This window comes from Exiguobacterium oxidotolerans JCM 12280 (genome assembly GCF_000702625.1).
Classification (GTDB): Bacteria; Bacillota; Bacilli; order Exiguobacteriales; family Exiguobacteriaceae; genus Exiguobacterium_A; species Exiguobacterium_A oxidotolerans.
Window position 1 is genome coordinate 2,766,143 of record NZ_JNIS01000001.1, and the last position, 15,248, is coordinate 2,781,390.

Annotated in this window: 17 protein-coding genes and 1 pseudogene; 12 read left to right on the forward strand and 6 right to left on the reverse strand. The window is 46.9% G+C overall.

Features of this window, described 5'->3' with window-relative positions; genetic code table 11:
• Positions 1–85: 85 nt before the first annotated feature.
• From P403_RS0114085 to P403_RS0114105, 4 genes are all read left to right on the forward strand, one after another.
• Entirely contained in the window at positions 86–484 is a 399-nt protein-coding gene (locus P403_RS0114085) for a MerR family transcriptional regulator (RefSeq protein WP_029333272.1), read from the forward strand.
• A 49-nt stretch (positions 485–533) separates the two neighbouring features.
• Entirely contained in the window at positions 534–1,880 is a 1,347-nt protein-coding gene (glnA, locus tag P403_RS0114090; RefSeq protein ID WP_029333275.1) for a type I glutamate--ammonia ligase, read from the forward strand.
• Between the two features lie 513 nt (positions 1,881–2,393).
• Entirely contained in the window at positions 2,394–3,566 is a 1,173-nt protein-coding gene (gene tnpB / locus P403_RS0114100) for an IS200/IS605 family element RNA-guided endonuclease TnpB (protein ID WP_029333279.1), read from the forward strand.
• A 96-nt stretch (positions 3,567–3,662) separates the two neighbouring features.
• Entirely contained in the window at positions 3,663–3,938 is a 276-nt protein-coding gene (locus P403_RS0114105; protein WP_029333281.1) for a GNAT family N-acetyltransferase, read from the forward strand.
• 314 nt (positions 3,939–4,252) lie between these two features.
• Here P403_RS0114105 and P403_RS0114115 read toward each other — a convergent pair whose 3' ends face one another.
• Together P403_RS0114115 and P403_RS0114120 are read right to left on the reverse strand one after the other, a co-directional pair.
• A complete protein-coding gene (locus P403_RS0114115) occupies positions 4,253–4,579 on the reverse strand; it encodes an AzlD domain-containing protein (protein WP_029333282.1) in 327 nt (108 codons plus the stop codon).
• A complete protein-coding gene (locus tag P403_RS0114120; RefSeq protein ID WP_029333283.1) occupies positions 4,558–5,259 on the reverse strand; it encodes an AzlC family ABC transporter permease in 702 nt (233 codons plus the stop codon). Before P403_RS0114120 ends, P403_RS0114115 begins: the two co-directional genes overlap by 22 nt.
• Before the next feature lie 167 nt (positions 5,260–5,426).
• Here P403_RS0114120 and dhaK point away from each other — a divergent pair, with 167 nt between their 5' ends.
• The 3 genes from dhaK to dhaM are packed head-to-tail and all read left to right on the forward strand — an operon-like array spanning position 5,427 to position 7,399.
• Entirely contained in the window at positions 5,427–6,395 is a 969-nt protein-coding gene (gene dhaK / locus P403_RS0114125) for a dihydroxyacetone kinase subunit DhaK (RefSeq protein ID WP_029333284.1), read from the forward strand.
• A 43-nt stretch (positions 6,396–6,438) separates the two neighbouring features.
• A complete protein-coding gene (dhaL, locus tag P403_RS0114130) occupies positions 6,439–7,041 on the forward strand; it encodes a dihydroxyacetone kinase subunit DhaL (RefSeq protein WP_029333286.1) in 603 nt (200 codons plus the stop codon).
• Complete coding sequence (gene dhaM / locus P403_RS0114135; RefSeq protein ID WP_029333288.1) at positions 7,034–7,399, forward strand: dihydroxyacetone kinase phosphoryl donor subunit DhaM; 366 nt, start codon at positions 7,034–7,036, stop codon at positions 7,397–7,399. Before dhaL ends, dhaM begins: the two co-directional genes overlap by 8 nt.
• A 189-nt stretch (positions 7,400–7,588) precedes the next feature.
• Here dhaM and glpK read toward each other — a convergent pair whose 3' ends face one another.
• The 4 genes and pseudogenes from glpK to lexA form a co-directional block, all read right to left on the reverse strand.
• The gene (gene glpK, locus P403_RS0114140) at positions 7,589–9,112 is read right to left on the reverse strand and encodes a glycerol kinase GlpK (protein WP_029333289.1); all 1,524 of its coding nucleotides are present in this window, start codon (positions 9,110–9,112) and stop codon (positions 7,589–7,591) included.
• 41 nt (positions 9,113–9,153) lie between these two features.
• A pseudogene (locus P403_RS16145) lies at positions 9,154–9,855 on the reverse strand (MIP/aquaporin family protein).
• Between the two features lie 178 nt (positions 9,856–10,033).
• Entirely contained in the window at positions 10,034–10,507 is a 474-nt protein-coding gene (locus P403_RS0114150) for a metal-binding protein (protein ID WP_029333296.1), read from the reverse strand.
• Between the two features lie 30 nt (positions 10,508–10,537).
• On the reverse strand, positions 10,538–11,152 hold the full coding sequence (lexA, locus tag P403_RS0114155) for a transcriptional repressor LexA (protein WP_029333297.1): 615 nt from the start codon (positions 11,150–11,152) through the stop codon (positions 10,538–10,540).
• Positions 11,153–11,358: 206 nt separating this feature from the next.
• On the opposite strand from lexA, the gene yneA reads away from it, so the two are divergent.
• The 5 genes from yneA (at position 11,359) to P403_RS0114180 (ending at position 15,231) form a co-directional block, all read left to right on the forward strand.
• On the forward strand, positions 11,359–11,646 hold the full coding sequence (gene yneA / locus P403_RS0114160) for a cell division suppressor protein YneA (protein ID WP_029333299.1): 288 nt from the start codon (positions 11,359–11,361) through the stop codon (positions 11,644–11,646).
• Positions 11,647–11,692: 46 nt separating this feature from the next.
• On the forward strand, positions 11,693–12,346 hold the full coding sequence (locus tag P403_RS0114165; protein ID WP_029333301.1) for a YneB family resolvase-like protein: 654 nt from the start codon (positions 11,693–11,695) through the stop codon (positions 12,344–12,346).
• A 113-nt stretch (positions 12,347–12,459) separates the two neighbouring features.
• Complete coding sequence (locus P403_RS0114170) at positions 12,460–12,696, forward strand: DUF896 domain-containing protein (protein WP_029333302.1); 237 nt, start codon at positions 12,460–12,462, stop codon at positions 12,694–12,696.
• Between the two features lie 207 nt (positions 12,697–12,903).
• The gene (gene tkt / locus P403_RS0114175) at positions 12,904–14,892 is read left to right on the forward strand and encodes a transketolase (protein WP_029333303.1); all 1,989 of its coding nucleotides are present in this window, start codon (positions 12,904–12,906) and stop codon (positions 14,890–14,892) included.
• A 108-nt stretch (positions 14,893–15,000) separates the two neighbouring features.
• Positions 15,001–15,231, forward strand: a complete 231-nt coding sequence (locus tag P403_RS0114180) for a YneF family protein (protein WP_012370001.1) — start codon at positions 15,001–15,003, stop codon at positions 15,229–15,231.
• The last annotated feature ends 17 nt before the right edge of the window (positions 15,232–15,248 follow it).

Genomic DNA, 15,248 nt, shown 5'->3' on the forward strand with positions numbered 1-15,248 from the left:
AAGTTGTGTTAACTTTCCTGACATAGCTTGACAACTTGCCTCACAGAGGTTTATTCTCATGGAGTAAGGAAAAAGGAGGAACGACATGGCAGACGTAACACGACAGTCCAAGCCACTGTTTCCGATCGGAGTCGTTCAAGAGTTGACCGCGTTATCTGCCCGGCAGATCCGTTACTATGAAGAACAGGGACTGATCAAACCGGAACGGACAGAGACGAAACGCCGCCTCTACTCGTTCAACGATGTGGATCGTTTACTGTCGATCAAGGAATATTTGGATCAGGGACTGAATATCGCAGGGATTAAAATGATTTTTGACAATGATCTCATCAAACGAGAACGCGTTGCGGAGACGGTCGTCAAGACACGTCCGGAACTATCCGATGGAGAGTTGTATAAACTCCTGAAAAATCAACTGAAGGAAGCAGGTCAACCTGGAAAAACGTCGCTCATCCAAGGTGAGCTCGGGCGTTTCTTCAAGTAAGTACCTGTTACCATATATGAAAAACAGAATCGGAGAGGGGAACTGTTACATGACACGCCGCAACATTACACGAGAAGACATTATGAAAATCGCTAAAGCTGAGGACGTACGTTTTATTCGTCTACAATTCACAGATATCCTCGGTACAATCAAGAACGTTGAAATTCCAGTAAGTCAATTGGAGAAGGCACTTGATAATAAGATGATGTTCGATGGTTCGTCGATTGAAGGATTCGTCCGGATCGAAGAATCAGATATGTATCTCTTCCCAGACTTAAACACATGGGTTGTCTTCCCATGGACTGAAGATGGAACAGGTAAAGTCGCACGTCTCATTTGTGACATTCACAATCCAGATGGCACATCGTTCTCAGGTGATCCACGTGGTCAATTGAAACGCGTACTTAAAGAAATGGAAGAGCTTGGTTTCTCTTCATTCAACGTTGGACCAGAACCGGAATTCTTCCTCTTCAAGAAGGATGCGGAAGGTCGTCCGACACTTGAATTAAACGACCAAGGTGGATACTTCGACCTCGCACCTGTCGATCTCGGTGAAAACTGCCGTAAAGAGATCGTCATCGAGCTCGAAAACATGGGCTTTGAAATCGAAGCATCACACCACGAAGTCGCACCGGGTCAACACGAAATCGACTTTAAATATGCGGATGCCATCACGACTGCCGATAACATCCAAACGTTTAAACTCGTCGTTAAGACGATTGCTGCGAAACATAACCTGCACGCGACATTCATGCCGAAACCACTCTTCGGTGTCAATGGTTCAGGGATGCATGCGAACATGTCCCTCTTCAAAGGCAACGAAAACGTCTTCTTCGATGAAGAGAACAGCAACATGCAACTCTCTGACGATGCACGCGCCTTCACAGCAGGTATCTTGAAGCACGCTCGTGCCTTCACAGCGGTCTGTAACCCGACAGTCAACTCGTACAAACGTCTTGTTCCTGGTTATGAAGCACCTTGCTACGTCGCATGGTCAGCCCGTAACCGTTCACCGCTCGTCCGAGTTCCTGCTGCACGTGGTCTTTCAACTCGAATCGAAGTTCGTTCAGTTGACCCGGCCGCTAACCCGTACCTTGCACTTGCGACATTGCTTGCGTCAGGTCTTGACGGAATCAAAAACAACTTGCAAGCACCTGCACCGATCGACCGTAACATCTACGTCATGGACAAACCAGAACGTGTTGCGAACGGCATCGATGATTTACCATCAACACTCAGCCATGCACTCGAAGTACTCAAAGCAGATGACGTCGTCATGCACGCACTCGGCGATCACATCGCGGAACACTTCGTTGAGCTCAAAGAAATCGAGTGGGATATGTTCCGGACACAAGTCACGGAATGGGAACGCGATCAGTACATGGTCTTGTTCTAAGTCTACTGGAAACGCCCGAATTTATTTCGGGCGTTTTTTAGCGTGTGGACAAAACAACATAAAGTGATAAAAGCATCTCCCTTTTCCGTTGCTTTCCTCGGGCGAGGCGCAAGCCGTTGCTCCTTGATCCTCACGGACAATGAGCAGGGTCTTGCCTGCCTCTGACAGTGCGTTAAAAACGCACTTTTTCCCGTAGGAGTCAACGGAAGAGCGATGCTTTTTAGACCGTCGCGCAGCCGTTTTGAAGACGAGGCGAGACAGGAAAATGCAACACGCAAGCATATCGGTATAACCCCTTCATTAGAGTTTGTCTACAGCCTGGAACGTCTGAATTTATTTCGGGCGTTTTTTTTGTGAGAATTCAAATTGATGGATGCTTACATTTTTATGATTTTATCAAAAATAGGCGAGAATACGCCCACTTCTAAACGATCAGGGTGAAGCCCGAGTGAAAGTGGGAGATGAATCGCCACCCTCTCTTTCGGGTATATCCTTTGTAAGGAGGTGAACCTCATGTTGACTCACAAGGCCTACAAATTCAGAATTTACCCAACAAAAGAGCAGGAAATCCTGATCGCGAAGACGATCGGTTGTTCGCGCTTCGTCTTCAACCACTTCTTGGCGAAGTGGGATGAGACATATAAAGCGACAGGTAAAGGACTGTCCTACGGGTCTTGTTCGAAAGAACTCCCGTCGTTGAAGCAAGCGTTCGACTGGCTGAAGGAAGTCGATAGCACGTCTGTTCAAACGAGCGTCAAACATCTTGCTGATGCCTTTGACCGCTTCTTTAAGAAGCAGAACGAAAGACCCCGCTTCAAGTCGAAGTGCAACCCCGTTCAATCGTACAAGACGAACATTCAAGGCAAGTCTCAACTTCCAGAAGTCTCGATCGTCGGCAACACGATCAAAATTCCAAAGCTGAAGTGGGTTCGTTTCGCCAACTCGAGGCAGGTCGTCGGACGCATCTTGAACGCGACCATCCGGCGGAATGCTTCAGGAAAATACTTCGTCTCCCTGCTCGTCGAGCAGGAAAGCAACGAACTGCCGAAGACGGGCTCATCCGTCGGCGTCGATGTCGGATTGAAGCACTTCGCCATCCTGTCGGACGGCACGGTGTACAAGAATGACCGTTACTTCCGCTCGCTTGAGAAAAAGCTCGCACGTGAACAACGTAAGCTCTCTCGTCGTCAACGGTTGGCCTTGGACAAGAAAGTAACACTTTCCGAGGCGAAGAACTATCAGAAGCAGAAGCGGAAGGTCGCCCGCATCCACGAGAAGATCGCGAACAAGCGAACCGATTTCCTGCACAAGGTATCGACCGAGATCGTCAAAAACCACGACGTCATCGGGATCGAGACCTTGCAGGTGAAGAACATGCAGAAGAATCGCAAGTTGAGCAAGTCCATCTCGGAGGTCAGTTGGTCGGAGTTCTTCTGCATGCTCGGATACAAGGCGGAATGGTACGGAAAGACCGTCGTGAAAGTCGGCAAGACCTTCGCCTCTAGTCAACTGTGCTCCCGTTGCGGACATCAACACAAAGACGTGAAACATCTTGGCTTGCGTGAATGGACATGCCCTAGTTGCGGCATCCATCACGACCGCGATGTGAATGCAGGACTGAACCTCAAACGAGAAGCTGAACGCCTCTTAGCTTCTTCAACCGTCGGGACGACGGGGTTAGCCTGATCAATTTTCGACCGTTAGGTCGGATCACTCAGGAATCCTCCACCTCTAAGCGAAGCGTAGGTGGAGGTAGTTCAACTTATGAACGGAGGGAAGCAAATGGAACTGAAACGAGCGGAACGTAAAATCGAAGCCCATCAGGAAGGTGCAGTGATTGGAGAAATCACATACAGCGACACGAACAACGGCATGTGGATCATCGATCATACGTATGTCGATCCCGCGCACCGGAACCAGCAAATCGGCGAACAACTCGTTGCCGAAATCGTCAACTGGGCACGGGAAGTTAACGTCAAGATACTGCCGTTATGTCTGTTTGCGAAAAAAGAGTTTGAACATCAATCGGATTATCAGGACGTACAAGCAAATACGTGAACACAAAAATCTCCTCCAGTCTCTCAAGACCAGAGGAGATTTTTTTCGAGTCATTGTTTGTGATCCCTGACTTTCATTTTGCGAGAAACAACCATCGCGCCGAAATAGGCGACGACGTACAACGCGACCAGTCCTTGTTTTAGCATATAGGGTAGATCCATTTGACTCGCGATCAGAAAAATCGCGCACAGCAATATCAAATAGGGTACAAACTGCTTATTTGGCACATCGGGACCTCCTTCACTATCCATTAATTTCTATTTTAAGGATAATACAAAGGATGCATCGAAACATGTTAAAGATGAATGAAGTGCTTACAGATACAATCGTAGAAATGCCATGGTGACGACACCGGTCACGACCGTCCAGGATAGACTTTTGCTGAAAATTGCCACCGCCATCGTCGGTAGTGCTGCGAAGATATGAAGCGTCGAAATCGTCGGAAACGCGTCGTCTTGCGCGATGAGTAGATTTTGAAAAAAGAGGGCACCAAGCAGGCAGACCGGAATGAACGAGAGCCATTCCGTTACAAGGCGTGGTAACGTCAGTCCATGAAGGACAAGAAACGGTAAGACGCGTGGAATCCAAGTGACGAGTCCACACGCTAAAAAAAGAGCGATTAATTCTGGACGGATTTCCATCGTGTGATCACGACTCCTATACTTGCACCACCGAGTGTCGCGCAAAGAACGGCGACTTCTGGAGAAAAGTAGCGCATGGTGATGTAAAGCAATAGTAAGACGATCAGTAAGAGGCAACTGTTCACGGCAATGCGGGAACGTTCTCCTTCGAACTGTAAGTACAATAAGCCGATGAACATCGCCGTCAAGGCAAAGTCGAGACCGAAGCGCTCCGGATCAGGGAACCAACTGCCGACGAGTGCTCCGAGAACGGTTGCGACAATCCAGCTAAGGTATGCAGTCAAGTTCAGGCCATGCATGAATGACGGAGAGAGTTTGCTCTTTTGAGCAACATTCATCGCGACAGCGAACGACTCATCTGTCAGTAATGTCCCGACGCCGATCCGATCACGGATATGCCGGGTCTCAACATGCGGTGCAAGCGTCAGACTCATCAATAAGTGCCTGAGATTGACGATGAACGTCGTCAGGATGATCGCGGAAAACGGGCTGTTCAACAGCAACAGGCTCGTGATGATGAACTGGGCGGCACCGGCGTAAATGAAGACGGACATGAATCCGACTTCAAGAGGGGATAAACCGGAGGCACGACCGACGATGCCGGCTGAAAAACCGATTCCGAGATAACCGAGAACAGTTGGTAAACAGGCTTTGACCCCTGCTTGGAATGAAGAAGACACGACACAATTCCTCCTTTTTTGACATGTAAGATGAGCATAGCATCCGTACTCAGAAATGGACACTAAGTGGTCAATATTTTCATATGTTTTCTTGACATAAGTTTGCTTGAATTGTGGTAAAGACTAAGTGGTAGTGCAAAAATTCGTTAGGCGAAGGAGCGTTCAAGATGGATAAATTAATGCAAGATGCCAACCGATTCGTATCAGATATGGTGGAAGGTCTCGTTTTAGCTCATCCGGATTTATATGCGAAAGTCGACGGCGTCAATGTCGTAAAACGAAAAGAACCACTGAACGGAAAAGTTGCTCTCGTTTCGGGTGGCGGAAGTGGACATGAGCCAGCCCATGCTGGTTTCATTGGTGACGGGATGTTAGCTGCAGCAGTTTGTGGGGAGGTCTTCACCTCGCCGACACCAGATATGGTCCTTGAAGGAATCAAGGCAGCAGATGCTGGTAAAGGCGTACTTCTCGTCGTTAAAAACTATTCCGGGGACGTCATGAACTTTGATATGGCGAAGGAACTGGCAGAACTTGAAGATATCGAAGTCGAGACGGTTGTCGTAAAGGATGACATCGCCATTAAAAAAGAAGAAGATCGCCGCGGTGTCGCAGGTACAGTCTTTGTCCATAAAATTGCTGGTGCGGCAGCGGCAGAAGGCAAGTCGCTTGCTGAAGTCAAAGCAATTGCCGAGAAAGTCATCGGAAGCGTGCGTTCGATTGGGATGGCACTTTCACCGTGTTACATGCCGGAAAGCGGAAAACCTGGTTTCGACTTACATGAAGATGAGATGGAAATCGGAATTGGAATCCATGGTGAAAAAGGAATCGACCGGAAACCGGTTGCGTCCGTTGAAGCAATCGTCACGGAACTGCTCGACCGACTGACAGCAGAAGTAACAGACAAAAAAGTCGCTGTAATGGTCAATGGTATGGGTGGAACGCCGGAATCGGAACTCTACATCACCTACAAGTATGTCGCGGAACAATTACAAGCAAAAGGCTACGACATCGTCCGGCCATACGTTGGAAACTATATGACATCGCTTGAGATGCACGGTTTCTCGATTACGTTACTTCCGGTCGACGACGAGCTCGTCGGTTACCTTGACGCAAAAACGAATGCAATCGGTTTTTAATCAGACTAAAAATTTTTAAAAGAAATAGAAGAGGTGGATTGAAATGAAGTTAACGACAGAACAGTTTCGTGAAAGCTTACTGAAGGCAGCAGCACAGATTGAAGCCCATAAAGATGAACTGACCGATCTTGATCGTGAAATCGGCGACGGTGATCACGGGATTAACATGTCACGTGGTTTTCAAGCCGTCCAAAAAGAACTAGAAGCACATGGTGAGTATGAAGATTTAGGTGATTTGTCAAAACAAGTTGGGATGACGTTAATCAAGACGGTCGGTGGGGCGTCTGGTCCGTTATACGGAACAGCGTTCGTCAAGTTCGCCGGAGCCTTTAAAGGGAAAAAAGAAGTGGAAGGGCAAGAACTGGCACAAGCTTTTGTTGAAGCGACGGAAGGCATCAAGATGCGTGGAAAGTCTGAATTCGGTCAGAAAACAATGGTCGACATTTGGACACCTTTCCATGAGGCCTTGAGCAAAGAGGCGGATTTAAACGCTGCACTCGAACAAGCGCTCCGTGATACAAAAGAACGTGTCGCGACGAAAGGGCGGGCTTCCTACTTTGGAGACGCGACAGTCGGCGTCCAAGATCCAGGTTCTTTATCGAGTGCACTCTTGTTACAAGAAATCGTGGAGGTGCTACATGGTTAATGTAATTCTCGTTTCACACAGTGAAAAACTGGCGACTGGTCTAAAGGAACTGCTTGCCGAAATGGCACCGGATACACCAATCCTGCTAGCGGCCGGTTTAGCGGATGGAAGCATCGGGACAGATGCTTCGCGCATTGAAGAGACATTGAATGCGCTTGACGATGACGGTGTCATCTTGACGGATATCGGTTCTGCAACAATGAATGCGGAGTTGGCCCTTGAACTGTATAGCGGTGACAAAACGGTCCAATTCGTCGAGGCGCCGCTCGTCGAAGGGGCATTTCTCGCGGCCGTCTTGAGTGGTCAATCGAAGTCACTGACTGAAGTCGTCGACGGATTGAAAAATGAATTCGCCTAAATGATTCGCCTAAGACCGTTCTCCCTTCTAAGTCAGGTATCTGCCTGCTCATTTAGAGGGGAGTTCTTTGGTGTGGCATTGAGAAGGTGTATGAATTTAAAAGGGCAAAGACAAAAAAAGAAGCAATTTCGAGTGATATCGAAATCGCTTCTTTTTTAATAGAGTGGTGCAAAAGTCATCGTTGTCCGATTAGACGTTTGCGTTGGCTTCTTTTTTATTCGGTGTGAATGCCATTGTCGCTTCGACCGCTTTTTGCCAGCCGGCATAACGTTTTTCACGATCGTCTTCTTTCATTTCAGGTGTAAACTGACGGTTGAGTTTCCACTGTTTTTTGATTTCTGCTTTATCTTTCCAATAGCCGACAGCTAGACCAGCGAGGTAAGCTGCACCAAGTGCCGTCGTCTCATTGATTTCCGGACGATCGACGGGAACGCCGAGAATATCCGATTGGAATTGCATCAAGAAGTCGTTCGCGACGGCTCCACCGTCGACGCGTAACGTTTTCAGTTCGATGCCAGAATCTTGCTGCATCGCTGTCAAGACGTCGCGAGTTTGGTAAGCGAGTGACTCGAGTGTTGCGCGGACAAAGTGCTCTTTTTCTGTCCCGCGTGTCAATCCGAAGATAGCACCGCGAACGTCGCTATCCCAGTACGGTGCACCAAGACCAACGAAAGCAGGAACGACGTAGACACCGTCTGTTGAATCGACTTTCAAAGCGTAGCCTTCTGAGTCTTTTGCATTTTTTAACATCCGGAGACCGTCACGCAACCACTGGATCGCAGAACCGGCAACAAAAATCGAACCTTCGAGTGCGTATTCCACTTTGCCGTCGACACCCCAAGCGATCGTCGTCAGGAGTCCGTGGTCTGAAGAAACGGCTTTTTCGCCCGTATTCATCAACATGAAGCAACCTGTACCGTATGTGTTTTTCCCTTCGCCCGGTTCAAAACACGTTTGACCGAACAAGGCAGCTTGTTGGTCACCGGCGATACCGGCGATTGGAACTTCGAAGCCGAAGAAGTGATACGGGACTGTGTTGTCATAGACTTCACTTGATTGACGGACTTCTGGCAACATCGATTTAGGAACAGTCAGGATTTCAAGTAATTCATCATCCCATTGTTGTTCGTAAATGTTGTACATGAGTGTCCGTGAGGCATTCGTGTAGTCTGTGATATGTGTTTTCCCACCTGAGAGCTTCCAGACGAGCCACGTATCAATTGTACCGAAGAGCAGTTCCCCGTTCTCTGCTTGCTCGCGCGCACCATCGACGTTATCGAGAATCCATTTGACTTTTGTTCCTGAGAAGTAGGCGTCGATGAGTAAGCCAGTTTTATCGCGGAATTTTTGATTGAGTCCTTGTTCTTTTAGCTCATCACAAATGTCGGCTGTTTGACGCGATTGCCAGACAAGGGCGTGATAAACTGGTTTTCCAGTTTCTTTGTTCCAGACGACTGTCGTTTCACGTTGGTTCGTGATTCCGATACTCGCGATTTCGCTCGGTTTGATGTCAGCCGTTCCGAGTGCATCCGCCATGACTGCTAAAATCGAACCCCAGATTTCATTTGCATCATGCTCGACCCAGCCTGGTTGTGGGAAGTATTGTTTGAATTCACGTTGAGCAGAGTTGACGATTTGACCATCATGGTCGAAAATGATGGCGCGTGAGCTTGTCGTTCCTTGGTCGAGTGCTAAAATATACTTGTTTTCCATCTGTGAGTCCCCCTTGAATAGTTAAGATACCTAATGCTCAATCAAAATAGCAGTTGATAGATGAAGACGGCGATTGCGCCTCCGATGATTGGTCCGACAATCGGAATCCATGAGTAACCCCAGTCTGATGATCCCTTACCCGGAATCGGTTAGATCGCGTGGGCGATACGTGGACCAAGGTCACGGGCTGGGTTGATTGCATAACCCGTCGTACCACCGAGCGAAAGACCGATGACGACTACGAGGAGACCGACGATCAACGGATTGAGCCCGTCTGCGAACGTATTCGCTCCGAGCGCCAAGATACCAAAGACGAGGACGAACGTCCCGATGATCTCAGATACTAAGTTCGATCCCGTATGACGGATCGCTGGACCTGTCGCGAACACACCGAGTTTTGCGGCTTGATCTTCTGTCGCTTCAAAATGTTTCATGTAATGAAGCCAAACGAGTACTGCGCCAAGGAATGCTCCGACAAGTTGAGCAGCGATATAGATAGGTACATCTGCCCACGGTAAGTCAGAATTGAGCGCGAGCGACAAAGTAACCGCTGGGTTCAAGTGGGCACCACTGGATGCCGCGATGTAAACACCGGTCATAACGGCGAGACCCCAAGCGAGCGTGATGACAATCCAGCCACCATTTTCAGATTTGGTTTTCTTCAGGACGACACCGGCGACGACGCCATCCCCGAGTAGGACGAGAATCAATGTTCCCATCATCTCACTAATAAAATTACTCATGCAAAAACCCTCCCTTTGGATTAAAGCGAATAATGCCTTTCTATTTAAACCTAACCTGAATTGATAACGTTTTCAATACAAATAATTGAAATATAGGAATAGAAATTTTCAATATTTAGGTTTAAAAAAATTAGAATTGGATAATAAAAAGACTTTTTCCATGATTGAATGGAAAAAGTCAGAATCGACGTTTTTTTCGTTTCTTTTTAGGGCGGAACCAACTACTCGTATGATCAAGGATGATATGAATCGTACTTGCGGTCATCACACCGATAATAAAAGCAGGCATGACGTCAATTAATGAGTCGACCGTGCTTGCTTGAATGATTTCACTATAGAAGGCTAAAAAGAGGAGTGGAATCAATAAAGCGGCACTGTAGAGTAGACGGATGACATCTCCGATGATCAAGCCATGTGACCAAATGGAACGGTGCGGCATAATTTTGACGTATGGCATCCAAAGGACACGCAAAGGACCAAAACGATAGTAAGGTTCCGATTTTAAGTCTAAGTCGGGCGAAAGCCATAATGTCCCGACGGCGATTCCGACAGCGGTCGGGAGCCAATCCGTTTGATTCGTTGCGACCGAATAAACAACATATCCCGTGAGGGCAACGGAGTTGACCGTATCATGTACATTTCCAGAAGGCATGAAAAAAGACCAGCTCTGCTGGTCCCTCTCTTAGTGAATCGTCCGGTAAACGCCGATGACCTTGCCAAGAATCGACACGTTATCGAAATACATCGGGTCCATCGAGTCATTTTCTGGTTGGAGACGTACCTGTTGATCTTCTAAGAAGAACCGTTTGACTGTCGCTTCACTATCTTCGGTCATCGCAACGACAATCTCCCCGTTTTCTGCTGTGTTTTGTTGACGCACGATAACACGATCGCCATCAAGAATACCTGCATTAATCATCGATTCGCCATCAATCGTCAACATAAAGACGGTTTCATTTCCTACATAATGTGCAGGGAGTGGGAAATGCTCTTCTATGTTTTCAATCGCAGTGATCGGAAGTCCGGCAGTTACCTTGCCGATAACGGGGACATGGACGATCGCTTCGTTGATTTCTTCAGGTTTATCAAGCAATATTTCAATCGCGCGTGGTTTCGTCGGGTCACGGCGAATCAGTCCACGTTTTTCTAGACGATCCAAATGACCGTGTACCGTTGAGCTTGAAGCAAGACCAACAGCTTCACCAATTTCACGAACTGAAGGTGGATAGCCCTTTAACTTCACTTCAGCGATGATGTAGTCAAGGATTTCTTGTTGACGTTTAGACATTTTCCGCATACGAATTGCCACCTCTTTCCGGATTGGTTTTTTTAGGATTTAGGAATATATGTTTCTAGAATTACTATAACATAGAACAAATGAGCGTACAAACAATTGTTCGATGTTTTTGTATTGACCGAACACTGGTTCTGTGTTTATTATAGATTATGCGAACAATTGTTCTGAGAACATTTATTCTAATAACCTATTTGGAGGGATTCATGATGATTCATTCTATTCGTACTCATGCCTTTTCAATTCTGTTTTATACGCTCAGTTTTGCTTTCATTCTTTTTCTTTTAACACCACGACCAGATGAAAAGGTCCACCAATTACTTACAGCGTCAGTCACGGTCGATGAGAACGTAACGGTCGAACAAGTAGCTGAAGTCTACAATGATGGTTCGATGACGAACCAAGAATACATTGACTGGCTGATCAAGAACAATGAGCTCGAAACAAAACATGTCATTTCGAAAGATAAAATCGTTGTACCAATCGCACAACAATGACAGAATATAAAAGTTGTTGAATGAACGAACAGGGGTGTGAGGTACGATGAAAGTAGTAATCTACTGTCGCGTCTCGACGGAAAAAGAAGCACAAGAGAGCTCACTAGAGCGGCAAAGAGCAGAACTGTCGGGACTCGCTTTAAAAAAAGGATTTGAAATCGTAGATATCATCGTCGAAAAAGAAAGTGGCTATGATGTAGAGCGAGAAGGGATATTGACCGTTCTTGATTATGTAACGCGTCATCTGGTAGAAGCAGTGCTCGTGACAGACGATACACGAATCGGACGAGGAAACGCCAAAATCGCGATTTTGCATACGTTCAAAAAACACGATGTCCAGTTGATGACGATGGAGTCAGACGGTGAATACAAACTGGCGGATGCAGAAGCGATGGTCCTCGAAATCGTTTCACTCGTTGAGGAATACCAACGGAAGCTCCACAATGCAAAAATTGCACGCGGCATGCGACGGGCTGTCGATAATGGTTTTAGACCCGAACAAAATCTCAATCGGCAAGGCGAGAATGCCGGCCGCAGTCGAAAGGAAGTCCCGATTGAAGAAATCGTTCGATTACGTGAACTTGGTTTGACGTTTGCTGACATCGCGACGACCTTGCGGGGCATGGGGCATGACATTTCGAAAGCGACGGTCAATCGGCGTTATCTTGAGTATAAAGAAGTTGTCCAGTCTTATGAATGAAAGCAGGTGTTGTGTCATCTTGACGCGACAAACTTGCTTTTTTTTTTCGGGTCTTTTACAGTAAGGTTACTATTGAAGTGCTCTATGTTGAGTCAAACAGAAAGAGGGATATTATGTTATCACAAGAACAACTCGATCGAATTAATGAACTTGCCAATAAATCAAAAGTCGAACCGTTAACAGAAGCTGAGACGGCGGAACAAAAAGAATTAAGAACGGCCTATTTAGAAGCATTTCGTGGTTCGTTCAAAAATCAAATGATGGGCATCAAAATCGTTGATGAAGAAGGAACGGATGTTACGCCTGAAAAATTGAAGCAAGCACAAGAAGAAGAACGCAATAAACAGTAAGCAAGTTTTGTATGAACGAAAGCTGCGTCGCTCAATCCGTGAGCGAGGTAGCTTTTTTAATGGGAAAATCAGTAATGTGTATCATGAAAGTCGCTTGAAAAGGGCAATAGAGAGCGCATTCATTTTAATGTGACATACTATTTAGAAAAGTTGTATCACATTTCTGTGTGTGCTAAAATGATATAGAATTTGTGAAAAAGAGAGAGGATGATTGTTTTGACGAACATGACAACAGTAGAATTATTAGCAGTAAATACGATTCGTACCTTATCGATTGATGCAGTACAAAAAGCGAACTCGGGCCACCCGGGAATGCCGATGGGTGCAGCACCGATGGCATTTACATTATGGGCGGATCATATGAACCACAACCCTAAAAATCCAGAATGGTTTAACCGTGACCGTTTTGTACTTTCAGCAGGACACGGTTCAATGCTTCTCTACTCACTCCTCCATTTATCAGGATACGACCTCGCGATGGATGACTTGAAGTCATTCCGTCAATGGAACTCAAAAACACCGGGTCACCCGGAATACCGTCACACAGCAGGTGTTGATGCGACGACTGGTCCACTCGGACAAGGCATCGCGATGGCTGTCGGTATGGCGATGGCAGAACGTCACCTCGAAGCGAAATACAACCGTGGTGATTTAAACGTCGTGGACCACTTCACGTACGGAATTTGTGGAGATGGAGACTTAATGGAAGGTGTCTCTGCAGAAGCGGCTTCACTCGCAGGACATTTAGGTCTTGGTAAACTCGTCGTCTTGTATGATTCAAACGATATCTCGTTAGATGGTGACTTGGACAAGTCATTCTCTGAAAACGTCCAACAACGTTTTGAAGCATACAACTGGCAAGTCATCCGTGTTGAAGACGGAACGGATATCGATTCGATTTCAAAAGCACTCGACGCGGCGAAAGCGGAAACAACAAAACCGACATTGATCGAAGTCAAAACGGTTATCGGATTCGGTTCGCCGAACAAATCAGGGAAATCGGCTTCACACGGTGCACCACTCGGCGATGCGGAAATCAAATTGACGAAAGCAAGCTACGTTTGGGATCACGAAGAATTCTATGTACCGGAAGAAGTCAAAGACTTGTTCGAAGAGCGCATCGAAAAACGTGGCGCTGATACAGAAGCAACATGGACAGAAAAAATGGAACAATATAAAGCAGCACATCCGGAATTGCACGCTGAGCTTGTTCAAGCAATCAACAATGAATTGCCGAGCAACTGGGAAGCAGATCTTCCGACATATGATTTGACATCGAAAAAAGCAACACGTCAGACAAGTGGGGAAGTCTTGAACGCTCTTGCGAAAAACATCCCATCAATCTTCGGTGGATCAGCTGACTTAGCTGGTTCGAACAACACGATGCTAAAAGGCGAAGCTGACTTCGATATCGATCCAAGCGGCCGTAACATCTGGTTCGGTGTCCGTGAGTTCGCGATGGCAGCAGCTGTCAACGGAATGGCACTTCACGGTGGCGTCATCCCTTACGGTGCGACATTCTTCGTCTTCTCAGACTACTTGCGCCCGGCAGTCCGTCTTGCAGCATTGATGGGGATTCAATCAATCTTCGTCTTGACGCATGACTCGATCGCAGTCGGAGAAGATGGTCCGACACACGAGCCAGTCGAACACTTGATGAGTTTCCGTGCGATGCCGAACTTGACGGTCTATCGTCCGGCAGACGGAAAAGAAACGATTGCCGCTTGGAAAACAGCTGTTCAATCGAAAAACAAACCGACGTTGCTCGTCATGACGCGTCAAGGTTTACCTGAACTTGAAGGCACGACAGTCGAAGGTGCTGAAAAGGGTGGTTATGTCATCGCAGGTGACGTAAACACAGCAGATACAATCTTGATGGGAACGGGTTCAGAAGTTCACTTGCTCGTCGAAGCACAAAAACAACTCGGTGAAAACGTTGCGGTCGTTTCACTTCCATCATGGGAGTTGTTCGAAGCACAAACAGCTGAGTACAAAGAATCTGTCTTACCAAAACGGATCACGAAACGTCTTGCAATCGAAGCAGGCGCGTCACTCGGTTGGTACAAGTACGTGGGAACAGAAGGACAAGTCATCGGAATCGATCGTTTCGGCGCATCGGCTCCAGGAGACCTTCTATTAAAAGAGTACGGCATGTCTGTCGAAAATATCTTGGAAACAGTCAAGCAACTCGGATAAGTGGAACAGGTGCGCGTTCATGCGCACCTTTTTCATGCATTATCTATGCAAACGGTTAGAATTATAGTATAGTAAAAAGCGACGTTTTAAGTTAGAGGAGGAAGCAACTTGGCTACATGGATTTGGATTTTAATTGCCCTTCTTTGCTTGGTAGCAGGTGTCGCCCTTGGTTTCTATATCGCTCGTCGATACATGATGAACTATTTGGAGCAAAACCCGCCAATCAACGAAGATATGATTAAGACATTGATGATGCAAATGGGTCAAAAGCCATCACAAAAGAAAGTCAACCAAGTGATGCGTTCAATGAGTGGTTCGATGAAATCACCTAAAAAATAAGCAGTTTCAAAAGGAGA